This is a genomic window from Microbacterium sp. AG157, from assembly GCF_003385695.1.
Lineage (GTDB): Bacteria > Actinomycetota > Actinomycetes > Actinomycetales > Microbacteriaceae > Microbacterium > Microbacterium testaceum.
Window position 1 is genome coordinate 654,339 of sequence record NZ_QRDK01000001.1, and the last position, 22,094, is coordinate 676,432.

The window sequence follows — 22,094 nt, forward strand, 5'->3', positions numbered from 1 at the left end:
GTCCCGGCCCGCCTCTCAGGCGCGGCGGCGAGCGCGCGAGACGAGAGCGCGCAGTGCGTCCAGCACGCCCCGGGCGGCCCCGACCGACGCCGTCGCCTCCGCGCCGGTCCCCGCACGCCGCGCGTCGCGCCACCTTTCCCACACCACCGTCGCCACCCGCGGATCCGCTCCGATCGGGGCGGTGGTCAGGTCGGCCGCGGCCTTCTCGATGACACGCGAGAAGTGCCCCGGGGCGAGGACGTAGCTCGCTGCGACCGTTCGCTGACCGGCGGTGCGCGCAGCGTCCACGGCATCCGGGATGCGGGGATCGGATGCCGCGGCGTACGCCGTCACGACGGGGCCTGCGACACCGGCCTCGGCCATGAGCTCCGCCATGCGTTCGACGTCGACGACCGCGCCCGGCCGCGTGGAACCGGCCGCGGCCAGCACGACGGTGTCGCCCGCTCCCGCTCCCGCCTCGCGGACGCGATCGGCGAGGATCTCCGCCAGCACGGGGTGCGGGCCGAGCGCGGGAGCCACGGGAAGACCGCCGGCCGCCTCCACCAGGTCGACCTCGGTGTGGTACCCGGTCGACAGCAGGAGCGGCACGATCACGATGTCTGAGGTGCGCTTGCGTGCGGCCGCGACGACGTCGGTGACGTACGGACCGTGCACGTCGACGTACGCCTCGTGCACCTCGACACCGGCGGGGGCGGTCGCGCGTACGACCTCGAGGAGCTCGCGCACGACCACGCGCCCCTCCTCGAACCGGGTGCCGTGGGCGCAGGCGATGAGTACCGCGGTCATGAGTCCTCCTCATCGATCACGTCGAGCCGGTATCCGCGTTTGTAGACCGTGCGGATGAGATCGGCGCCGCCGAGCGCCTCGCGGGTGCGGGCCACGGCGACCTCGACGGCGTGGCCGCTGGCCTCGGCGTTCGACAGCGCCGCGACCAGGTCGGCGCGCGAGACGACCGCGCCGGGCACGCGCGCGAGAGCTCGCAGGATCTCGACGCCCGTGCGCGGGAGCGGCGTGAACTCCCCGTCGAGCACGATCCCCGACGACCGGATGCCGAGCAGCCCGGCCGTCGTGGCGAGGACGGGCGCATCGGCCCCGCCGTAGTGCGTGACCACCGCGCGCACGAGCGCGCCCAGGCGCCCGCGGTCGGGGACGAGGGGATCGATCCCGGCGTCGCGCAAGGGACCGGCCGTGATCGGGCCGACCGCCGCGATGAGCACCCGTCCGTCTCGCGCACGGGATGCCACCCCCGCGAGCGCCTCGGCGCGCTCGGCAGCCAGGATCCACTCGCGGGCCGCGGGGGCCGAGGTGAACAGCACGGCGTCGATCTCGCCGCGGGCGACCTGCCGGGTCGAGGCGGCCACGGCCTCGGGGTCGGGCGGCGGGCCCCACCGGTAGATCGTGAGACTCGTCACGCGCGCGCCCGCTGCCTCGAAGGCGTCGTCGAGGCCGTCGGCTCCGGAGCCGTGGTGCTGGACCGCGACATGGAGCCCCGCGATGCCCTCGGCGACGAGGAAGTCGCGCAGCTCCGCCGAGGTCTCGCTCTCGGCGACCCAGTCGGCTTCGAACCCCGCCTGTTGGATCGCCCCGCGCGCTTTGGGCCCACGGGCCACGATCCGTGCGCGCTGCAGCACGGCGCTCAGTTCGTCGTGGAGCCCCGCCTCGTCGGCGGTCTCCATCCACCCGCGGAAACCCACCCCGGTGGTCGCCACCACGACGTCGGGCGGGTCGGCGACGAGCTGGCGCGTCGCGGCGATGAGCTCGTCGTCGTCGACGTGCGGGATGATCGTCAGCGCCGGGGCGACCCGCACGCGAGCACCGTGCCGTTCGAGCGCGGCCGACAGCTCCCCCGACCGCCGGTCGACGGGAAGCAGCACGGTGCATCCGAGGAGCACCGTGCTGATCGTCCGCGCGGGTGTCGTCACCCGATGCCCTCCCCCTGCGCCGCGACCGCGACCGGCATGAGCAGATCTGCCCGGGCGACCTCGCCGAACACGAGCACGGCGGGGTTGGCGAGCCGGTGGGCCTCGGCATCCTGAATCGCTGCTCCGAGCGTCGTGCGGATCGTGCGCTGAGCGGGGGTGTGGCCGTTCTCGACGAAGGCGACGGGGCGGGTCTCGGGAGCACCGGCAGCGCGGGCCGCGGCGACGAAACGGGGTAGGGCGCTCACGCCCATGAGCGCGACGACGGTGGCGCTGTCGTCGCGGAGGGCCGCGAGGGTGGCCTCGCTCGGGGTCTCCTGACCGTTCACGACGTGCAGGGTGCCGGCGACGCCGCGGTGAGTCACGGGGACCCCCGCCGCCGACGGCACGGCGATGGCGCTCGAGATGCCCGGCACGACCTCGACCGGGATGCCCGCGGCCCGGCACGCGAGCACCTCTTCGCCGCCACGACCGTAGACGAAGGGGTCACCGCCTTTGAGTCGCACGACACGGAGGCCCTTCGCGGCGCGATCGACGAGGATCGCGTTGATCTCGTCCTGCGGCACGGGGTGGTGCTGGGGGCGCTTGCCCACGTCGACGAGCTCCACGTCGTCGCCGAGCTCACGGAGCACGCCGGTGGGTCCGAGGCGGTCGTGCACGACGACGTCGGCCTCGGCGAGCAGGGCGCGGGCGCGCACGGTCATCAGGTCGATCGGGCCGGGACCGCCGCCGACGAGCGCCACGCTCCCCACGAGCGGACGACGTCGGCGGCGGAGAGGGAGGGCGCCCGCGGCGAGGCGCTGGGCGATCGCGTCGCGCACGGCGACGCTACGGCGAGGATCGGCGCCGGCGGTCGAGACGACCCCGACCATGACGTCGCCGCTCGCGGTCTCGGCGGCGAGGCGCGCGGTGCCCTTGCCTCCGTGTCCGGCGTTGACGCACCACACGCGGCGGGCGTCGGCGGCGGCGACGACGGCGGCGTCGACGGATGCCGAGCCGGTGGCCGTGTGACAGAACCAGGCGTCGTCGAGGTCTTCAGCGACGAACCCACGCGGCATCCACGCGATATCGCCCGACGCGGCCAGGGCGGCGAGGGCCGGCGTCGCGACGGGGGCGACGAGCCGCACCCGGGCACCAGCCGCGCGCAGCCGGGCGATACGTCTCTGGGCGACGGAACCGCCGCCCACGCAGACGACGAGCTTGTCGGTGAGGTCGAGTCCTGCGAGAGCGATCATCGGGGGTCTCCTTCTCCGTCGTCCGCCACGGGGGCGAGCTTGACGAACACGTCACCGTCGGTCACCGCCACCGGGTGCACGCGCACCGAGAGCGGCTCCTTGCCCTGTGTGTCGAGGCACGCGCCGGTGCGCAGGTCGAACACCTGCTTGTACATGGGCGAGGCGACGGTGGGCACGCCCGCGCGGTCGCCGACGATCCCGCGCGACAGTATGGCGGCCCCGCTGAACGGGTCGACCTGGTCGGTGGCGAAGATGCGCCCGTCGAAGGTGCGGAAGAGGGCGATCTGGCGGTCGCCGACGAGGGCTGCGGCACCGCGCTCGACGAGCAGGTCGTCGACCCGGCAGATGCGGGTCCACGCGGAGCGCCCTGCGCCCGCGAGGGCGTCGACCGATGCGTCGGGCGCCGGGGTCTCGGCATCCATGTTCGTCGCCTCCAGGATCGTCACGAGCGCACCGCCAGGGTCGTGCCGCCGATGAAGACCGCACCGGAGGAGCGTTCCTCGGCGGTCGCCGGGCGGGGCTGGCCGCGCTCCGCCACGTACGCCAGTGTGGGGTCGGCGGTGTCGGGGGCATTGACGAAGCTCTGGAAGCGCTTGAGCTTCTCGGGGTCGGCGAGGGTCGCGGCCCACTCGTCCTCGTAGTTGTCGATGTGGGCGGCCATGGCGCGGTCGAGGTCGTCGGCGATGCCGAGCGTGTCGTCGAACACGACGCCCTTGAGCGCCTCGAGGCCGCCCTCGTAGTCCTCCATCCACGGAGCCGTGCGCTGCAGCCGGTCGGCGGTGCGGATGTAGAACATCAGGAAGCGGTCGATGGCCCGCAAGAGGCCGTCGTCGTCGAGACCCTCGGCGAAGAGCACCGCGTGGCGCGGGGTGAAGCCGCCGTTGCCGCCGACGTACATGTTCCAGCCGGCCTCGGTCGCGATGACGCCGACGTCCTTGCCGCGCGCCTCGGCGCACTCGCGCGCGCAGCCCGAGACGCCGAACTTGATCTTGTGCGGCGAGCGGAGGCCTCGGTACCGCAGCTCGAGCTGCACGGCCATGCCGACCGAGTCCTGCACGCCGTAACGGCACCACGTCTGTCCGACGCACGACTTCACGGTGCGCAGGGACTTGCCGTAGGCCTGTCCCGACTCGAAGCCGGCGTCGACGAGGCGCTTCCAGATCGCGGGCAGCTGCTCGAGGCGAGCGCCGAACATGTCGATGCGCTGGCCGCCGGTGATCTTCGTGTACAGCCCGAAGTCGCGGGCGACCTCGCCGATCACGACGAGACCGTCGGGGGTGATCTCCCCGCCCGCGATGCGCGGCACGACGCTGTACGTCCCGTCGCGCTGGATGTTGGCCATCACGTGGTCGTTGGTGTCCTGCATCGTCGCGAGCTCGCCCTCGAGCACGTGCCCCGAGTAGAGGCTGGCCAGGATGCTCGCGAGCGCCGGCTTGCAGATGTCGCAGCCGCGGCCGGTGCCGAAGCGCTCGACGATCGCGGTGAAGGTCTTCAGCCCCGAGATGCGGACGGCGTCGAACAGCTGCGCGCGCGTGAACGAGAAGTGCTCGCACAGACCGTTCGAGACTTCCTTCCCGGATGCCGCCAGCTCGGTCGCCACGAGCTTCTTCACGAGCGTGAAGCACGAGCCGCAGGCCGCTCCCGCCTTGGTGCACGCCTTGACCTCGGCGGCATCCGCGCAGTCGTGCTCGGTGACGGCGCCGCGCACGGTACCGGCCGTGACGCCGTTGCACGAGCAGACGATGGCGTCGTCGGGCAGGTCGCCCTGCGGGGCGGGCGCGAGGTCGGACGGCATGAGGTACGCGGCGGGATCGCCGCCCAGCGCGCGACCGACGAGGGGGCGCAGCGACGTGTAAGCCGAGGCGTCACCCACGAGGATGCCGCCGAGCAGCGTCTGCGCGTCGTCGCTCAGCACGAGCTTCTTGTAGACACCCGAGATCGGGTCGGCGTACGTGACGTCGAGGGCGTTGGGGGTCTCGGCGAACGCGTCGCCGAAGCTCGCGACCTCGACGCCCGAGAGCTTGAGCTTCGCCGAGGTGTCGAAGCCGTCGAATGCGGCCTCGCCCCCGAGCAGGCGGGTCGCGGCGACCTCGGCCATCGCGTAGCCGGGAGCGACGAGGCCGATGCATTGTCCGTCGAAGCTGGCGACCTCGCCGATCGCGAGGATCGCCGGGTCGGAGGTATCGCAGCCCGCGTCGATGACGACCCCGCCGCGCGGATCGACCGCGAGCTCCGCGGTGCGCGCGAGCTCGTCGCGGGGGCGCACACCGACCGTGAAGACGACGATGTCGACGGCCTCCCACGTGCCGTCGCGCAGCTCGAGGCCGCACACGGCGCCGGTCTTGTCGGCATCCACCCGCGTCGTCACCGAACTCGTGCGCACCTCGATGCCGCGCGCCTCGATGAGCCGCTGCAGCGCCTTCGCGCCGCCGAGGTCGAGCTGGGCCGACATGAGCCGCTCGTTCGACTGCAGGACGAACGGCGAGACGCCCTCGGCCTGCAGCGCTCCCGCCGCCTCGAGTCCGAGCAGACCCCCACCGACGACCGCGCCGCGCAGGGGCCGGCCGAGCTGGGCCGAGCGCTTCGCGACCCAGGCGCGCATGCCGGCGACATCGTCGAGCGTGCGGTAGACGAAGCACCCCTGGTGGTCGAAGCCGTCGAGGGCGAGGCGCGCGGCGTACGACCCGGTGGCGAGCACGAGGCGGTCGTACGAGTGGAGGGAGCCGCCGACCGTGGTGACGGTGCGGGCGGCGCGGTCGATCTTCGTGACCCGGGCGTCGGTGTGCACCCGCACACGGTCGTGGTCGAGGACCGCCGCGTCGAGGGCCAGGTCGTCCGGCGTCTTGCCGGTGAAGATCCCGGTCAGGCCGACCCGGTCGTAGGGACCGCGGGCCTCGTCGCCGAGCACCGTGATCGACCAGCGGCCGTCGGTGTCGCGGCTGGTGAGGCTCTCGACGAAGCGGTGGGCCACCATCCCCGCACCCACGACCACGACGGATCCGGATGACGCGGGGTGGAGCATGCCGTCACCGTACGCGACGGAGTTTGCCGGGGCGTCTGCGGCGTGTTTCGTTCCGGTTGCGGGGTTCGAGCGGGCCATGCCCCGACGCTAGGCAGCCGAGGTTTCCCCCGGCCTCGCCCCGGCGTTACCCCCGGCGAACGTTTCGCTCACGCGGCGGTGACTGTGGTGTGAGGTTTGGGTCCCGGCATCCGCTCTCCGTCCGGGGCCCGTGCGTGCTCGCGGCCGTGACGTCTCGGCATCCGCCGCTGCCGCGTCCTCCCCGGTCCCGCTCGTACCGGTGATTCTCGTTGAGTGTCCAAGACACCCGGACGAATTTCGAGAACGTCCGGGTTTCTTGGACACTCAACTTTTCGGCGGCGACAAGCTCGCGCGCGCGTGGCACCCGAGTCCGCGCGTGGCGCCAAAGCGCGTGCGACCCGCGTTGAGTGTCCAAGACACCCGGATGAAATTTCGACACGACCGGGTGTCTTGGACACTCAGCAGCTCAGGCGCGCGGGTGACGCCTCAGTCCACCGGCTCCAGCACGAACAGCTCGATGCGGCGCTCGGTCTTCTTCTGGTACTCGTCGTAGTCGGGCCAGACCTCGGTCGCGTAGCCCCACCACTCCTCGCGCTCGGCGCCCTCGGCCTGGTGCGCGTCGTACTCCTTCTTCACGTCGCCGTCCTGCAGGGCCACACGAGGGTTCTTCACGAGGTTGTAGAACCACGCGGGATGCTCGGGAGCACCGCCCTTGGATGCCACGACCGCGTACTTTCCGTCGTGCTCGACGCGCATGAGGGCGGTCTTGCGCAGACCACCGGTTTTGGCGCCGACGGTGGTGAGGACGATGATGGGTACGCCCCGCATGTCGGCGGACTCCTTGCCCCCCGTGGCTTCGAAGGTCTCTGCCTGCTGACGGGCACATTCGCTGGTGCTGGGGAGATACTCTCCTGAGAGTGACATAGCTCACACGATACGTCGGCGTCTTCCCCTCCGGTCTAGCCCCTCCCCCTTTTCCCTGGAGCTTTCATGAGCGCTTCCGCTCCCGAGACCACGGCCGTCCCCGAACCGAAGAACGGCCTCGACCGGTTCTTCGAGATCACCGCCCGCGGCTCGACCGTCGGCGGAGAGATCCGCGGCGGCGTCGTCACCTTCGTCACGATGGCGTACATCGTCATCCTCAACCCGATCATCCTGTCGGGCACTCCTGACGTCGCCGGCAACGCGCTCGGCTTCTCGCAGGTCGCCGCCGTCACCGCGCTCACCGCGGGTGTGATGACGATGCTGTTCGGTCTGGTCACGCGCCTGCCGTTCGCGTTCGCCGCGGGCCTGGGCATCAACTCGTTCCTCGCGGTCGGCATCGTCGGTCAGGTCACCTGGCCCGAGGCGATGGGCCTCGTCGTCATCAACGGCCTCATCATCGTGCTGTTGGCCGTCACGGGCCTGCGCCGCATGATCTTCGAGGCGGTGCCCCTCGCCTTGAAGACGGCGATCACGGTCGGCATCGGACTGTTCATCGCCTTCATCGGCTTCGTCGACAGCGGTCTGGTCACCTCGACCGGTCTCAGCTCTCCGCCGGTCGGACTCGGCGTCGGAGGCTCGATCACCACGATCCCCACGGCCCTGTTCGTGCTCACCCTGGTCATCACCGCCGTGCTGCTGGTGCGCAAGGTCAAGGCCGCGCTGCTCATCGGTCTGCTCTCGGGCACCGTGATCGCGGTCATCGTCCAGGCCGTCACGGGCCTCGGCGCGAAGGCCGACGGCAACCCCGGCGGCTGGGGCCTCAGCGTGCCGACGCTCCCCGCGCAGTGGGTCGGCCTTCCCGACCTGTCACTCGTCGGTCAGGTCGACCTGGTCGGCTCGTTCGGTCGCATCGGTGTGCTCGCCGCCCTCATGCTCGTCTTCACGCTCGTGTTCACGAACTTCTTCGACGCGATGGGCACGATGACCGGCCTCTCCCGCGAAGCGGGCCTCGCCGCCCCCGACGGCACCTTCCCGCGTCTGCGCTCGGCGCTCGTGATCGAGGGCATCGGCGCCGTCGCGGGTGGTGCGACCTCGTCGTCGTCGAACACCGTGTTCATCGAGTCGGGCTCCGGCATCGGCGAGGGCGCCCGCACGGGACTCGCCAACGTCGTCACCGGCGCACTGTTCCTGCTCGCGATGTTCTTCACCCCGCTGACGAGCATCGTCCCCACCGAGATCGCCGCCGCGGCCCTGGTCATCGTCGGCGCGCTGATGATGGCGCAGATCCGCCACGTCGACCTCAGCGACATGTCGGTGCTCATCCCGGTCTTCCTCACGGTGACCGTGATGCCCCTCACCTACTCGATCGCGAACGGCATCGGCGCGGGCTTCGTCAGCTGGGTGCTGATCCAGGCCCTGTCGGGTCGCGCGCGCCGCATCAGCCCGCTGCTGTGGATCGTCGCCGCCGGCTTCGTGGTCTTCTTCGCCCGCGGACCGGTCGAGGCCCTGCTCGGCTGACGCCTGCGCCAGCGAGGGGTCCGGATGCCACGGCATCCGGGCCCCTTCTCTGTCGCGGTGCTCCGCACGGCGCGCAATGCGGCCCCGGCGGCGGCGCCCGGCTGCCAGATCACGTGACCTCGCACGGGAAGCCCAGGCCCGGCCGCCGACATCACGTGATCGGGGCGAGCGCACACGCCGGGGCAGGTGTTCTCGGCCGAGTCATGTGATCTCGCGCCCCGTCGTCGCACGCACGCAACCCTGTCGCGCGCGAGGCCAGCCGCACCCCGCCCCCGCCGGACATGCGAAAGGGCCCGGATGCCGTGGCATCCGGGCCCCGCAGAGAGTGCTGCTTACAGGCTCTCGATGATCTCGCGCATCAGGGCGGCGGCCTCGGACGGCGTCTTGCCGACCTTGACACCGGCGGCCTCGAGGGCCTCCTTCTTCGCCTGAGCGGTACCGGCCGAGCCCGAGACGATGGCGCCGGCGTGGCCCATGGTCTTGCCCTCGGGGGCCGTGAAGCCCGCGACGTAACCGACGACCGGCTTGGTGACGTTCGCCTTGATGAAGTCGGCGGCGCGCTCCTCGGCGTCGCCGCCGATCTCGCCGATCATGACGATCGCCTTGGTCTCGGGGTCGGCCTCGAACGCTGCGAGGGCGTCGATGTGCGTGGTGCCGATGACCGGGTCGCCGCCGATGCCGATGGCGGTCGAGAAGCCGAGGTCGCGCAGCTCGAACATCATCTGGTAGGTCAGGGTGCCCGACTTCGACACGAGGCCGATGGGTCCCTTGCCGGTGATGTTCGCGGGCGTGATGCCCACGAGCGCCTCGCCGGGCGTGATGATGCCGGGGCAGTTCGGGCCGATGATGCGGGTCTTCTCGCCCTTGGCCTTGGAGTACGCCCACGCCTCGGCGGTGTCGCCGACGGGCACGCCCTCGGTGATGACGACGAGGAGGGGGATCTCGGCGTCGATGGCCTCGACCATCGCGTCCTTGGTGAAGGCCGGGGGCACGAACGCGATCGACACGTCGGCGCCGGTCTCGCGGATGGCCTCTTCGACCGACGCGAAGACGGGGAGCTCGACGTCGTTGCCCGATGCGTCCTTGTGCGAGACCGTGGTGCCGGCCTTGCGGGCGTTCACGCCACCGACGACCTGGGTGCCGGCCTTGAGCATGAGGGCGGTGTGCTTGGTGCCCTCACCGCCGGTGATGCCCTGGACGATGACCTTGGAGTCCTTGTTGAGGTAGATCGACATTGTTTCTGTCCCTATCCCTTACGCGTTGGCCAGTTCGGCGGCCTTGTCGGCGCCCTCGTCCATACCGGCGGCGAGGGTGACGAGCGGGTGGTTGGCGGCGGCGAGGATCTGGCGACCCTCTTCGACCTGGTTGCCGTCGAGGCGCACGACGAGCGGCTTCGTGGCGGCGTCACCGAGGATCTCGAGGGCCTTGACGATGCCCTCGGCGACGGCGACGCACGAGGTGATGCCGCCGAAGACGTTGACGAAGACGCTCTTGACCTGCTCGTCGCCGAGGATGACGTCGAGACCGGCGGCCATGACGGTCGCAGAGGCGCCGCCGCCGATGTCGAGGAAGTTGGCGGGCTTGACGCCGTTGTGCTTCTCGCCGGCGTAGGCGACGACATCGAGGGTCGACATGACCAGGCCCGCGCCGTTGCCGATGATGCCGACCTGACCGTCGAGCTTGACGTAGTTGAGGTCGTGCTGCTTGGCCTTGGCCTCGAGCGGGTCGGCCGCGTCCTTGTCTTCGAGCGCCTCGTGGTCGGGGTGGCGGAAGCCGGCGTTCTCGTCGAGCGAGACCTTGCCGTCGAGGGCGATGATGTCGCCGTCCTCGCTCTGGATGAGGGGGTTCACCTCGACGAGGGTGGCGTCCTCGCCCTTGTAGACGTTGAAGAGCTTGACGAAGACGTCGGCCACCTTGGGGGCCAGCTCGTCGTCGAACTTCGCGGCCTTGGCGATCTCGAGGGCCTTCTCGGGCGTGATGCCCTCGATCGGGTCGACCTCGATGCGCGCGAGCGCCTCGGGACGCTCGACGGCGAGCTCTTCGATCTCCATGCCGCCCTCGACGCTCGAGAGCGAGAGGTAGGAGCGGTTGGCGCGGTCGAGCAGCACCGAGAAGTAGAACTCCCTGGCGATGCGGGCGCCGGCGGCGACCATGACGCGCTTGACGACGTGACCCTTGATGTCGAGGCCGAGAATGGCCTGGGCCGCCTCGAATGCCTCGTCGGGGTTCTTCGCGACCTTCACGCCGCCGGCCTTGCCGCGGCCTCCGGTCTTGACCTGAGCCTTGACGACGACGACACCGCCGAGCTTCTCCGCGGCCGCCTTCGCCTCCTCAGGGGTGTCGGCGATGATGCCGGCGAGTACCGGCACCTCGTACTTTTCGAACAGATCACGTGCCTGGTACTCGTAGAGATCCACGGACAATCCTTCGCTGGGAGATCGGTGGTGGGAGGAGGCGAACTCTCTCGATATCAAGAGATCTTCGCCAGTCGACAACCCTACTAGACGGGGCTGGAGACCCCCGACCCTTGCCCCTTCGACGGGAGGGGATGCGGATGCCGCTCACCCCGGGTTGTGCATGAACTCGATGCGGATCCCGTCGGCGTTCTCGACGAACGACGCATAGTACGTCGGCGTGAACCGGGGGTACTCTTTGGGCTCGCGGACGACGGTCCAGCCGGCATCCGTCGCCAGCGCGTGCATGCGGTCGACCTCGGCTCGCGACCTCACGGCGAAGGCGAGATGCTGCCAGCCGACCCGCCCGTGTTCATGGGGACCGGATGCCGCGTCTCGAGCCGGCAGGATGATGAACTCCGTCTCGCCCTCGGCGTACCACGACGCCCCGTTTTCGCCGTCCGTCCGCTCCAGGCCGAGGGCGGTGAGGATCGGATCGAACTGCGCGATGGCACGTTCGACGTCGGCGACGCTGACACTGAGGTGGTCGAACAGAGGCATGCGCCTAGTCTGGCGATGACCTCCGACATTCGCCTCGCCGTCAGGAGCCCCATGCCCTCCGCCGTCACCCTCATCCGCGCCGCCGCCCTGTCGGATGCGGCCCAGTACGCCTACGCCGCCACCGCTCCGGCGAACGCCCGACTGATCTTCCTCGCCGGATCCTGCCCGCTGAACGACGACGGCTCGACGGCCGGGGTGGGCGACTACGCGGCGCAGGCGGCGAAATGCGTCGAGACCATGACGGGGGCTCTGGGCGCGGCGGGCGCGAAGATGACCGATGTCATCAGCACGCGCGTGCTCGTCGCCTCCGCCCGCCAGGCCGACCTCGTCACCGCCTGGGACGTCGTTCGCGACGCCTTCGGCGACCATGACGTGCCCAGCACGCTGATGGGTGGCACCGTTCTCGGCTACGACGACCAGCTGGTCGAGATCGAGGCGGTCGCCGCGGTCGTCGACTGACCGCGAGGCTCACCCCACGACCGCGAACCGCTCCAACACCACCGACGTGTCGTCGTCGACGACGAAATCATCCCCGAGCTCTTCACGCATGGCATCCGAGGTCCAGAACCGCACGTGTCCGCGGCGCCACTCCGCGACGGACGTGTATCCCTCGCCCTCGTCGAGCGCATGGGTGAGCGAGACGTCCCGCAGAGCGACGATCTCCACCCCGGTCGTCTCGATGACGCACACCGGTTCACCGGCCGAGTCGACCACCGCGCCGCGGTCCCCGACGGCAGGCAGCGGGTCTCCCGCGACCAGATACTCCCGCACGAGCGAGCTGGTCGCCGTCTTCTCTCCCGCACGGATCGCCGCGACGATCCGGTCGCGCCCCGCCCCGGGGAACATGAACTCGATCGCGGGCAGGCCGCCGCTCATGCCGGCATCCGCTTCTCGAACCGGAACATGCGGTCGGGGCCGCGGCGATCGCCCTCGCTCCCGGCCTCGGGGCGATGCCCGGGGTGAAAGAACTCGACGATGTGGAAGCCGCACCGGTTGACGGAGAAGTGGATGTTCCGCTGGTCGACGTACGGCGTCTCGGTCTCCCGCACCTCGGTCTCACATCTCACCGAGCTGAAGATCCCGTTCGTCACGCGTCGACGGTACGCGATCCCGGGTGGGGCCGTCGAGGCGCGAGCGCACGTCCCGGCGGTCGTCTGGCTCGGGACGACCGCGATCGACAGCGGGCGGGGTGACGACGCCGCGCGGGCGGCATCCTGTGCCACCCGGAGCGCATCACCCATCGGCCGGCGCGGATGAGGCGGACGCGCGAGCGACGAAACGCACGTGCCACGCCGCCTCGACTCCGAGGAGGTCGGTCTGCGAGTGCATCGCCAGGACGACGCCGAATGACCCCCGTCTCACCAGAATCTCGGGGAAGAGACCCACCATCGGTTCGATCTCCATCACTCCGTGAGGGGTATGCATACGACATCGCGTCGTCCACGCTCGCCAGGTGGATCCGCTTGCGCTCTCCGCATACCACCCCTGTTCGGGGTCCCAGAGTTCTGCTTCCGCATCCGGCACCGCGAGATACACGACGAGCTCGCTCGTTTTCGACCCCGCACGTCGCGCGCGCGCGTGAAGGATGAGATGCGAACCCGAGCATGGTTCGACCCACCATTCGTCGATCCCGGTTCCATAGCTCAGACGCGGGTCGGGCGGAGCCCACACCGCACCCGCATCAGGGTCGTACCGGATGGGCTGCAGCGCGAACCACATCGACGAGCGGAACCCGCTCAGGGGGCCGAGCCGACGATCCGGCGGTGCCGCCTCCACGATGCTCACACCGCCGAGTCTCCATTCCATGACGCCCTCGTTCACATCGACGGCGACGGCATCGGCGGCGGAACAACGAGCGGCGGCCTCGACACGGACGGGCGAGTCTCGCGCGTGACAACGGGTATCAGGGAGGTCCGTGGACTCGCGCCCACGTCGAGCGTCGTTCCTCGACCGCGCAGCGATGACGGAGACGGACCCGTTTCGGGGAACATACCTGTAGTTCAGCGACGCCTCGGCGCAGACGCGAGCAAGATGAGGACCCTCGATCCGCCACTGTCCGGGGGAATTCACCTCGATCCGCAGCTCGAGCCCCGTGGACGTTTCGATCCACACCGCCTGAGTACCCTGCGCCTCGCAGACATCCTCTGCGGCCGCCTCGAAATCCGTGAGATCGCGGGGCCACACTCCACGGATGTAATGCGCCGAGGCGGGGGAACCAGCCGACGGCGACGTGACCGTCAACGTTGCCGCCCGGAACCCCGACCACGGGAAGATCGCGATGCGCTCCCCGTCGCGATGCGTCACCGCGACGTCGAGCCCTCCCCGTGCGAACTCGACGGTCCTCACGATCTCTCCATCGGTAGAGATCCACCGCTGATCCTCCACGGTGCTCGTGACCATCCGTGCCGCCGGACGACGGACCCCGGCCGGAATCCGCCGATCCACGGGGAACGGATCCAGGGCGAGCGGACCGAGATGACGGGGATGCTCGATGCGAATCGTGCCGTCCGCGGTCTGCAACACCGCGGAGAAGCCGCCGGGCAGGGGATGGACCACCTCTGCGGGGGAGTCACCGGCGAGAGGCTCCGCGCCGGTCCGCCGACCGTCGATCCGGAGTCCCCCGACGGTGGCCGACAGGATCTCTCCGGTGTCGGCGTGGGTCACCGCGGAGACCGGACGACCATCGATCTCGAGGTGGTAAGAGATCGTCGGTTCGCCCGTTCGATCTCGTCCGACGCCACTGGTCAGGGTCTTCCTGCGCGCCTCCCTGATCGTCTGGGCACTGTACCGAGAGGGGCCCGACACCGATGATCGTTCGGGCTGGAGCGCGGCCGCCACACCCGGCAGATGGTTGACGAGTTCGAGATAGCCGTCCTCGTCGGGGCGTCCGTCACCGACCAGTCGGAACCCGATACGGACGTAGAGGGGGAAAGCCCGACGATTCGCGGGATCGACTTCGACGCGCAGGGATCGCGCACCGAGGTCGGCGAAACGCGCAAAGGAATCGTTGAACAACCGACCGACGAGGAAACCGGCGCGCAGGGAGGGGCTGACGAAGAACATCACGGCGAAGAGCTGCCCGTCCGGGGCGACGCGGCGACCGGACATCCTGGCGTACCCGAGGGTCCCGACGATCCTGCCGTGCTGCTCCGCCACGATGAACAGCTTCACGGCGCGTTCGGCGAGGATGTCGAGGAGGATGCCGGCGGTGGCCGCACGGCCCGAAGCGATGGGGCCGTACCCCTCTTCGTTGTAGAACGCCGCTACTCGGTGCGCGTCACGGACCGGATCGAACACACGGATGTCGACCACGACGATCACCGGATGGTCCGCGACAACCGCCACGCACCGAGACAGGCGAACACGACGGCGACCATCACGAGCGTGCCCACCGCGACGCCGGCACTGACCGCGAACCCGCCGACTGAGGCCGACATCCCGTAGAACTCGCGAAGGGCGCGTGCCGTTTCCTCCTGTCCCCCGACGAGCGCGACGAGCGCCTGCTCGGTATAGGGGCGTCTGATGAGCATGGCCGCCTGCGCGAACGGGAGGAGGTTGATGCCATCGACAACGGACGTCGGCAGGGTGCCCGCGGGAACATACGCGCCCGAGAAGAACCCGATCAACGACCCGACGACGGTCGACAGGGCGGTGAATGCTCCCGCGGACCGCAGGAACGTCACCGCGAAAGCGGCGAGCGCCGAGAACGCGGCGCTCGAGAGAAGAACGGCCCCCCAGGTCTCGCCCGCATTGGCGGGGCTCAGCAACTCGTCGCCCTGGGTCAGAAGGTACACCTGGCCGATCGCGATGATGATCGAGGTCATCACGACGGAGACCGTGAAACCCGCGATCATGTACCCGAGGATGAGATGAGTCCGGCGAATAGGCGAAACGATGAAGTCGCGAAAGCGGCCCGAGACGTTGTCGTCCACGAAGACGCCGAGCGCAGCGATCGACGTCGTCAACGTGGTGATCATGGTGATCCCCGCGAACACCCAGGAGTTCACGAACCATCGGACATCGGCATCCGGAGCCGTCGGGAACCGCGCTTCGAGGCTGTCGACTTGGATGCCGCCGAGGAAGAGAGCATAGAGCGCGATGAGGATGAGCGCGGAGAGCAAGGAGAAGAACACTCCGACGCGGTCTCGAAAGAACACGCGGAGGTTGCGAGTCGTCAGCACGGCGATGCTCCTCATGCGTCCGCTCCCCCGACGAGGGTGAGGAACACGTCGTCCATCGTTCCGTGGCGAAATTCGAAGTCGTCGATCGGAAGGACCGCGAGGAGCTCTTTGGCTGTCTGCGACGACGCCATCGGGATCACGAGATCAGCACCCACCGCACGGACATCGATCCCCCGGGCGCGGCACGCGGCGATCACCCCGGCGTGGTCCTCGGACCGCACGGTGAGGATGCTGGAGCTGTATCGAGAGCGCAGTTGCGCAGGCGTCCCCCCGGCGATGATCCGCCCCCGATCGATGATGCACACGCGATCGGCGTTCTCGGTCTCCTCCATGTAATGCGTCGTGAGGAAGACCGTCGTCCCGGCGGTCGCGCGCAACTCGTGGATCGTCGCCCAGATCCTCTCCCGGGACTGAGGGTCGAGACCGGCGGTGGGCTCGTCGAGGAAGAGCACACGCGGCTCGTGCACGAGCGCACGGGCGATGTCCGCCCGCCGCTTCTGACCGCCGGACAGCGTCCCGTATCGCCGTTCGAGGAATGAGCCGAGTCCGACGAGATCGGACAGCATTCCGATACGGCGACCCGCCTCGCGCATGTCGAGTCCGTAGAAACCGGCTCGGACCGCGAGATTCTCGCGCACGGAGAGCAGAGGGTCGAGAAGGGAGGACTGGAAGACGGCTCCGATGCTCGCACGAACGTCGTGCGGGTGATGCTCCACGTCGTAGCCGCTGACCGAGATCACGCCCGACGTCGGCGCGAGCGTGGTCGTGATGCAGCCGATCGTCGTCGACTTACCCGCGCCGTTCTCCCCGAGGAACGCGAAGACGGAACCCGACGGCACAGAAAAGGACACGTCGTGCACAGCGCGCCGTCCCCCGTAGTCCTTGCAGAGATTGACGACCTCTATCGACATGAGCGCTCCTTCTTCCCTCTCCCCGTGCATCCGCGGCGCCGTCCCGTCCTCACGGGCCCGTCTCCGGGACGGGCGGAGTGGCCACGTCGTGCGCGTCCACTGCGGTCGCTCCCCCGTCGGAGAGCGCTGCGGCGGCGCGCTCATCCGTCGGGATCCAGTTGCCATGGAGCCCGAGCGGTACGCGCGCGGGCAGATGGACCCGTGCCAGTTCGTCGCCCTCGAAGTCGGCGGCGGACAGGATCACGAGGTCGCTGGCTCCCCTCCCGGGCTCGTGCACGTAACTGAGCACGTAGCCGTCGTCTTCGGCGCCCGTCCCCCCGCGTCGCGCCACGAAGACCGCCTCTCCGATCGCCGCGTCCCGGGGGAAGCTCCGCCGCTGAGTAGGACCGCCCAGGAGGTCGTGCCGGAACAGGACGTTGTCGAACTCGGCGTCCGCGATCGTGTCGAGCTCTCGCGGCCTCCACGTGTCGACGAACGCGGCGGCGCTCGCGGTGTAGACGAATCGGTGCGGACGCCCGAGAACGCGATCATCGACACGGGGGAACTCCTGCGGGCGATCGTCGAGAATCTCTCGCTTCACTCGACCCGTACGCGTGTCGATCGTGAAGCGTTCGAGCGACGGAGTCCCGTGACCGCTGATCTCCCCCGTGCGTCCGCGGAACATGGATGGGTGCGTCACGACGTCGAGGACGATGCCGCTCGGCGTGTCGTACGCGTTGACGGTGTGGTAGACCCACACGGGCTCGATCTCGAACCACTTCGGCTCCGCCTCGGAGCTCCCGCGCCGCAGGAGGCCCAGCCGCGCCACCGCCCTCGGGTTCCATCGGAAGGGGAACGGGTCGCCCGCGACGGCCGACAGCGCATGGAAGGTCACCGGCAGATCCATGAGGACGAGGTAGCTCGGTGTCAGCGCGAAATCGTGCATCATCGTCGCATGCGGGAGCTCGATGCTCTCGCTATGGACCACCGCCCCCGTTGCTGCGACCACGGTGTAGTCCACCGTGGACGACCCCGCGAAGTAGCCGAGGCTGTGGAGGTCCCCGGTGACCGGGTCGACCTTCGGATGAGCAGACATCGCCCCGTGCAGATCACCCTCGAAGTCGCATGGGCCGGCAGTGTCCAGTTCGTCCGTGAGCTCGAACGGGAGTGTTCCCCCCTCTGTGAGGGAAAGGGTCCTTCCCGCGTGGCCGATCACGTTGATGTTCGATGCGGCATCCATCCCTCCGAAAACTCGGTAGGTGCGCCGCGGCTCCCTCAGCGCGCGAGACACCGGAGCCTGCCGGACCCATCGATTGCGATACCACTCGGCGCGGCCCCCGGAGATGCGGACTCCGTGGATCATCCCGGCGCCGAGGTAGTAGTGGAAACGCGGATGCTCGACACCGAGCGGGTTGGGGCCGTTACGCAGGTAACGCCCGTCGAGGTCTTCGGGAATGATGCCCGTGACCGGCAGATCGAAGGCGGTCACCTCCTCCCGAACGGGCGCGAAGTGGCCACGACGGTAAGGCGACAGACGAGCCATGGGTGCGGTCTTCTCTCGGTTCATGGACGGCGGATCAGACGTCGCGAGCGATCGCGACCGGCGACAGGCGCAACATCCTCCGGGTGGAGAGGACGTTCCCGAGGAGCAGGGCGATCAGCATCACCGCGGCGGTGACGGCTACATCGCCGATGCCGAGCCACGGCCGAAGCGTGCGTTCTCCGAACAGTTGCACGCCGCTCCCGATCGGGATGCCGATCACCCCGCATATCACGACGCTCACGATCGACACGATCGTTCCGACCGCGATCATCGAGGCTCCGACGATCAACGTCTGTGCGGCGTACACCGCGCGCACCGCGTTCGCCCCGAAGCCCATCGCCCGCATCGTGGCGATCTCGCCGCGCTGCCGTCGGAGCGCGAAAGCGACGACGTTCGCGACGAGCACCGCGCAGATCAGCGCCATCACGCCGACGAGCGCCCACATGGTCGTGCGTTGGGCCGCCCGGATCCCGAAGATGAGCCCGGCGGTGTCTCGCGCGGTGAAGAAGGCGACCCCCGGAAACCGGGTCGCCAACGCCTTCGTCTCGGCCGCTGCGTCGACCCCTGGCGCCACCGTGAGAAGCACTTGTGTTAGCGCGTGGGGACGTTGGAGGATCTGCTGCACGCCGGCGACGTCCATCACGATGAAGCTGGAGCGGAACAGGCCGAACCGACTGTTGTCGTATACGCACGACACCCGCACCGGCGTCGAGGCGTTGGACTCCGGCGCGCCCGCGACGGACAGCGTCAGAGTGTCGCCGACCGCGAGGCCGAGGTCGTCGCGTTGCCGCTGATTGATGCACACCTCCCCGGCTCCCCTCGGTGCCGAGCCCGCAAGGAGCACATAGCCCTCTGCCGCGGTGTCCGATCCGACCACGACGACGCCGGTATCGGTCCCTCGCGCCGAGAGCTGCGCACCCGCCGTGATCCTCGGCCGGACGGCGGTGACTCCCGTCGATCGCCGCAGATCCGAGACCAACTGCCCGCCGGCGTCGTCGAGGTACGAGACCACGTCGGTCGCGGGGTTGAGCATCGAGTACCGGTAGCCCGGGGCGAAGCCGGACACATCACCGCTGATGAGGTCCTTCGCGGACTGCGTCATCATCGTGCCCATGCCGTTGATGGCGGCGAAGGAAAGCAGAAGGCCGAGCGTCGCAACGGCCACGCTCGAGAAGGTGCGGACCGTTCGCCGATCGGCGCGGATCATCGCGAACGCCATGAACAGGATGTAGCGCGCCGTCACACCCGCTCCTCGCTCACCGGAGCCTGCGTGTCCGCGACGCGAGGACGAGTCATCGGTCCGAGCCATGAGCGGCTGCCTCCCGACGTTCGGATGCAGCGAAGTAAGCGGCATCGCTGCGGAACAGCCGCCTCGTGAACTCGGGGTTGTCGCGCAGCTGCTGCCGCACATCGACACCGAAGTTCTCATCCGGAACATGTCGCGATGGATCGGAGACCGCGTCGATGAAGTCGTCGACGCGACGGCGCATCATCCGGCCGTGCTCCGAGTCGCCATAGTCGAAGACGATCATCGGGCTTCCGACGTTGTACGCCTCGACGACGCTCGCACCGTAGCTGCCGAGCACTCGTCGGAGATAGTCCGAGGCATGAGTGGAATCGACCGGACTCGCGGACGTCGACAACGCCAACGCTCCCTTTCCCACGAGCAGTCGGCGGTGGCTCAGGCGCGTCGTTCTCTCGACGAAGGTCATCATTGTCGAGTTCACGTTGGCGCAGTAGTTCGGACTCGCCAGGATCACGCCGTCTGCATCGAGCATCTGCTCGATGATCCGTTCCACGTCGTCGTCGAACACACAGCCGTCCGTGCGGAAGCATCGGCCATTGCCGTCGCACACCGAGATTCTTCGTTCCCACAGGGCGATGTCGTCGAACGACCAGTCGGGTCGACGACCGAGCAGGTAATCCCGCACGGCGGAAAGCAGCACCCGCGTGTGACTCAGGGTGTTCGGCCGCGGGCTCGAGTGGACGGCGACGATCTTCACGACCCACCTCCGCCGGGGGCTCCCGAATCCGAGACGATCGCGCCGTCGGTCAGGTGGATCACGCGTCGCCCCGTCTCGATCACACGGTCGTCATGAGACGAGACGAGGATCGTCACGCCGTGCTCGTCGTTGAGCCGACGTAAGAGCCGGAGAACCCCGTCGGCGCTCACCGAGTCGAGACTCGCCGTCGGCTCATCCGCCACGACCAGAGCGGTATCGCTCGCGACCGCGCGGATGATGGCCGCGCGCTGCTGCTGCCCGCCCGATAGCTGCGCGGGGAGCGCGTCGAGCTTGTCGCCGAGCCCGACCGCGTCGAGGAGGGCACGGGTACGCTCACGCGCCGCACGGGTCAACCTCTTCGGCAGCCGGAGCTGCAACACCGCGTTGTCGTACACCGAGAGCGATGAGACGAGGTTCGACCGCTGGAACACATATCCGACGCGGTCACGGCGGAAGTCGGCGAGCGCTCGGGGCGACAGGGCCGTCACCTCCACGTCGTCGACCCGAACCGATCCCGACGATGCGGTATCGAGACCGCCGATGATGTTGAGGAGCGTGGTCTTGCCCGACCCGGACGGTCCCGCCAGCACGACGAACTCACCCGAGGAGATGTGAAGAGAGATGTCGCGATTCGCGTGCAGAAGATCGGGGCCGTCACCATAGGTGCGATGGAGATGGTCGACGACGATCACGAGGACGCCCCCTCGACGAAGCTGTAGCTGATCTCGGCGCTCGCGACGGTGCGCCCATCGACGGTGGCGGCCGCACGCACCTTGCCCATCGATGCACGGCGGGCGAGATTGTCGGCCGTCAGGATGAGCCGGTCACCCGGGCGCACGACCCCCCGGAATCGCGCCGCGTCGATCCGAGCCAGCACGCAGAGACGGCCCCCGATGTCGAAGAGCAGGCCGCCCGTCTGCGCGAGCGCCTCGATGATCATCACGCCGGGCATGATCGGGTTGCCGGGGAAATGTCCGGCGAAGTACGGCTCGTTGATCGTCACGTTCTTGATGGCGACGATCCGCACATCAGGAACGAGCTCGTCGACGCGATCGAGGAGGAGGAACGGATGACGATGCGGCAACCGTTCCATGATCTGAGAGGCGGTGACGGGGGCGGAGCGGGGAGCGTTCATCGGCCCGGTCATGCGGTCAAGCCCCCGTCCACGACGAGGCAGTGCCCGTTGATGTACGAAGCCGCAGGGCTCGCGAGAAAGAAGACGGCGTTGGCGATCTCCTCCGCACTCCCGAATCGCCGGTCGGGGATGAGCGCCAGATACTCGTCTTTCATCGCCGACGGCAGCTGATCGAGCATCTCCGTTTCGACGAACCCCGGAGCGATCACATTGACGCGGATGTTCATGCGCGCGAGTTCCTTGGCGAGCGTCCGCGAGAAGGCGACAACCCCGGCCTTGGCTGCCGCGTAGTTCGCCTGACCCGCGGGGCTGGTGATGGCGCTCACGGAGGAGATGTTGACGATCGTTCCCGACCTCTGCGCCGCCATGAGCCACGCGGCCTGCTTGGCGCACGCGAATGTGCCGGAGAGATCCGTGTCGACGACCGATCGCCAGGCGTCCTCGCTCATCATGAGCGCGAAAGAGTCCTGCGCGTGACCGGCGTTGTTCACCTGCACATCGAGGCCTCCCCACGCGGCTCTGATCTGCTGGAACATGCGCTTCACCTCGTCGAACGACGAGATATCGGCTCGGACCGGAAGGACCCGCCCGGGGTGCTCTTTCTCGAGCCGGTCCAGGACGGCGAGGGTCTCCGGACGGTCACTGCGGTAGTTCACGGCGACAGATGCACCGTCCGCGAGGAATCGTTCAGCGATGGCGAGGCCGATCCCGCGCGTCGCCCCTGTCACACACACTCGTGCGTCTTGCATTGA

Annotated in this window: 22 protein-coding genes; 2 read left to right on the top strand and 20 right to left on the bottom strand. The window is 69.2% G+C overall.

Going from position 1 to position 22,094, the window contains the following annotated elements:
- Positions 1–15 precede the first annotated feature (15 nt).
- The 6 genes from DEU35_RS03090 to DEU35_RS03115 form a co-directional block, all read right to left on the bottom strand.
- Positions 16–786 carry a sirohydrochlorin chelatase gene (locus tag DEU35_RS03090; protein WP_116238577.1) on the bottom strand — a complete coding sequence of 257 codons (771 nt, stop codon included), beginning with the start codon at positions 784–786 and terminating at the stop codon, positions 16–18.
- Entirely contained in the window at positions 783–1,922 is a 1,140-nt protein-coding gene (locus DEU35_RS03095) for a uroporphyrinogen-III synthase (RefSeq protein ID WP_103206609.1), read from the bottom strand. Before DEU35_RS03095 ends, DEU35_RS03090 begins: the two co-directional genes overlap by 4 nt.
- Positions 1,919–3,154 (bottom strand): uroporphyrinogen-III C-methyltransferase, encoded by a 1,236-nt coding sequence (gene cobA / locus DEU35_RS03100; RefSeq protein WP_116238578.1) that lies wholly within the window; start codon positions 3,152–3,154, stop codon positions 1,919–1,921. Before cobA ends, DEU35_RS03095 begins: the two co-directional genes overlap by 4 nt.
- Positions 3,151–3,600, bottom strand: a complete 450-nt coding sequence (nirD, locus tag DEU35_RS03105; RefSeq protein ID WP_258873308.1) for a nitrite reductase small subunit NirD — start codon at positions 3,598–3,600, stop codon at positions 3,151–3,153. The genes cobA and nirD overlap by 4 nt, the downstream gene beginning before the upstream one ends.
- Positions 3,597–6,176, bottom strand: coding sequence for a nitrite reductase large subunit NirB (nirB, locus tag DEU35_RS03110; RefSeq protein WP_116238898.1), 2,580 nt, complete (start codon positions 6,174–6,176; stop codon positions 3,597–3,599). Before nirB ends, nirD begins: the two co-directional genes overlap by 4 nt.
- A 504-nt stretch (positions 6,177–6,680) precedes the next feature.
- Positions 6,681–7,118 (bottom strand): nitroreductase family deazaflavin-dependent oxidoreductase, encoded by a 438-nt coding sequence (locus tag DEU35_RS03115; protein ID WP_116238579.1) that lies wholly within the window; start codon positions 7,116–7,118, stop codon positions 6,681–6,683.
- 66 nt (positions 7,119–7,184) lie between these two features.
- On the opposite strand from DEU35_RS03115, the gene DEU35_RS03120 reads away from it, so the two are divergent.
- The gene (locus DEU35_RS03120; protein ID WP_103206612.1) at positions 7,185–8,636 is read left to right on the top strand and encodes an NCS2 family permease; all 1,452 of its coding nucleotides are present in this window, start codon (positions 7,185–7,187) and stop codon (positions 8,634–8,636) included.
- Between the two features lie 332 nt (positions 8,637–8,968).
- Here DEU35_RS03120 and sucD read toward each other — a convergent pair whose 3' ends face one another.
- From sucD to DEU35_RS03135, 3 genes are all read right to left on the bottom strand, one after another.
- Positions 8,969–9,871, bottom strand: a complete 903-nt coding sequence (gene sucD / locus DEU35_RS03125; RefSeq protein ID WP_056226628.1) for a succinate--CoA ligase subunit alpha — start codon at positions 9,869–9,871, stop codon at positions 8,969–8,971.
- 18 nt (positions 9,872–9,889) lie between these two features.
- On the bottom strand, positions 9,890–11,053 hold the full coding sequence (sucC, locus tag DEU35_RS03130; protein ID WP_116238580.1) for an ADP-forming succinate--CoA ligase subunit beta: 1,164 nt from the start codon (positions 11,051–11,053) through the stop codon (positions 9,890–9,892).
- A 144-nt stretch (positions 11,054–11,197) separates the two neighbouring features.
- The gene (locus DEU35_RS03135; protein ID WP_116238581.1) at positions 11,198–11,590 is read right to left on the bottom strand and encodes a VOC family protein; all 393 of its coding nucleotides are present in this window, start codon (positions 11,588–11,590) and stop codon (positions 11,198–11,200) included.
- 51 nt (positions 11,591–11,641) lie between these two features.
- Between DEU35_RS03135 and DEU35_RS03140 the strand changes: the two genes are divergently transcribed.
- Complete coding sequence (locus tag DEU35_RS03140) at positions 11,642–12,049, top strand: RidA family protein (protein WP_116238899.1); 408 nt, start codon at positions 11,642–11,644, stop codon at positions 12,047–12,049.
- A gap of 9 nt (positions 12,050–12,058) precedes the next feature.
- Here DEU35_RS03140 and DEU35_RS03145 read toward each other — a convergent pair whose 3' ends face one another.
- The 11 genes from DEU35_RS03145 to fabG form a co-directional block, all read right to left on the bottom strand.
- Complete coding sequence (locus DEU35_RS03145) at positions 12,059–12,466, bottom strand: ASCH domain-containing protein (protein WP_180993369.1); 408 nt, start codon at positions 12,464–12,466, stop codon at positions 12,059–12,061.
- Positions 12,463–12,681, bottom strand: a complete 219-nt coding sequence (locus tag DEU35_RS17290) for a hypothetical protein (protein ID WP_220340833.1) — start codon at positions 12,679–12,681, stop codon at positions 12,463–12,465. Before DEU35_RS17290 ends, DEU35_RS03145 begins: the two co-directional genes overlap by 4 nt.
- A 142-nt stretch (positions 12,682–12,823) precedes the next feature.
- A complete protein-coding gene (locus tag DEU35_RS03150; RefSeq protein ID WP_147301819.1) occupies positions 12,824–14,935 on the bottom strand; it encodes a GNAT family N-acetyltransferase in 2,112 nt (703 codons plus the stop codon).
- Positions 14,908–15,771: an ABC transporter permease gene (locus DEU35_RS03155; RefSeq protein WP_246077932.1), complete on the bottom strand. Its 864-nt coding sequence runs from the start codon at positions 15,769–15,771 to the stop codon at positions 14,908–14,910. The genes DEU35_RS03150 and DEU35_RS03155 overlap by 28 nt, the downstream gene beginning before the upstream one ends.
- Positions 15,772–15,782: 11 nt before the next feature.
- The gene (locus DEU35_RS03160; protein WP_116238583.1) at positions 15,783–16,682 is read right to left on the bottom strand and encodes an ABC transporter ATP-binding protein; all 900 of its coding nucleotides are present in this window, start codon (positions 16,680–16,682) and stop codon (positions 15,783–15,785) included.
- Positions 16,683–16,731: 49 nt separating this feature from the next.
- Positions 16,732–18,228 (bottom strand): carotenoid oxygenase family protein, encoded by a 1,497-nt coding sequence (locus DEU35_RS03165; protein WP_309545563.1) that lies wholly within the window; start codon positions 18,226–18,228, stop codon positions 16,732–16,734.
- 10 nt (positions 18,229–18,238) lie between these two features.
- Complete coding sequence (locus tag DEU35_RS03170) at positions 18,239–19,447, bottom strand: ABC transporter permease (RefSeq protein ID WP_181904556.1); 1,209 nt, start codon at positions 19,445–19,447, stop codon at positions 18,239–18,241.
- A gap of 49 nt (positions 19,448–19,496) precedes the next feature.
- Positions 19,497–20,207, bottom strand: coding sequence for a flavodoxin family protein (locus tag DEU35_RS03175; RefSeq protein WP_116238586.1), 711 nt, complete (start codon positions 20,205–20,207; stop codon positions 19,497–19,499).
- A complete protein-coding gene (locus DEU35_RS03180; protein ID WP_181904557.1) occupies positions 20,204–20,899 on the bottom strand; it encodes an ABC transporter ATP-binding protein in 696 nt (231 codons plus the stop codon). The genes DEU35_RS03175 and DEU35_RS03180 overlap by 4 nt, the downstream gene beginning before the upstream one ends.
- A complete protein-coding gene (fabZ, locus tag DEU35_RS03185; RefSeq protein ID WP_103207078.1) occupies positions 20,896–21,342 on the bottom strand; it encodes a 3-hydroxyacyl-ACP dehydratase FabZ in 447 nt (148 codons plus the stop codon). The genes DEU35_RS03180 and fabZ overlap by 4 nt, the downstream gene beginning before the upstream one ends.
- An 8-nt stretch (positions 21,343–21,350) precedes the next feature.
- Positions 21,351–22,091 (bottom strand): 3-oxoacyl-ACP reductase FabG, encoded by a 741-nt coding sequence (gene fabG, locus DEU35_RS03190; RefSeq protein WP_258873309.1) that lies wholly within the window; start codon positions 22,089–22,091, stop codon positions 21,351–21,353.
- Positions 22,092–22,094: the final 3 nt, after the last annotated feature.

Coding starts and splice junctions, on each gene's coding strand:
- sucD (WP_056226628.1), bottom strand. CDS start 9,871: ATGTCGATCTACCTCAACAAGGACTCCAAGGTCATCGTCCAGGGCATC.
- DEU35_RS03140 (WP_116238899.1), top strand. CDS start 11,642: ATGCCCTCCGCCGTCACCCTCATCCGCGCCGCCGCCCTGTCGGATGCG.
- cobA (WP_116238578.1), bottom strand. CDS start 3,154: ATGATCGCTCTCGCAGGACTCGACCTCACCGACAAGCTCGTCGTCTGC.
- fabG (WP_258873309.1), bottom strand. CDS start 22,091: ATGCAAGACGCACGAGTGTGTGTGACAGGGGCGACGCGCGGGATCGGC.
- DEU35_RS03165 (WP_309545563.1), bottom strand. CDS start 18,228: ATGAACCGAGAGAAGACCGCACCCATGGCTCGTCTGTCGCCTTACCGT.
- DEU35_RS03120 (WP_103206612.1), top strand. CDS start 7,185: ATGAGCGCTTCCGCTCCCGAGACCACGGCCGTCCCCGAACCGAAGAAC.
- DEU35_RS03090 (WP_116238577.1), bottom strand. CDS start 786: ATGACCGCGGTACTCATCGCCTGCGCCCACGGCACCCGGTTCGAGGAG.
- DEU35_RS03135 (WP_116238581.1), bottom strand. CDS start 11,590: ATGCCTCTGTTCGACCACCTCAGTGTCAGCGTCGCCGACGTCGAACGT.
- DEU35_RS03145 (WP_180993369.1), bottom strand. CDS start 12,466: ATGAGCGGCGGCCTGCCCGCGATCGAGTTCATGTTCCCCGGGGCGGGG.
- DEU35_RS03115 (WP_116238579.1), bottom strand. CDS start 7,118: ATGTCACTCTCAGGAGAGTATCTCCCCAGCACCAGCGAATGTGCCCGT.
- nirB (WP_116238898.1), bottom strand. CDS start 6,176: ATGCTCCACCCCGCGTCATCCGGATCCGTCGTGGTCGTGGGTGCGGGG.
- DEU35_RS03160 (WP_116238583.1), bottom strand. CDS start 16,682: ATGTCGATAGAGGTCGTCAATCTCTGCAAGGACTACGGGGGACGGCGC.
- fabZ (WP_103207078.1), bottom strand. CDS start 21,342: ATGAACGCTCCCCGCTCCGCCCCCGTCACCGCCTCTCAGATCATGGAA.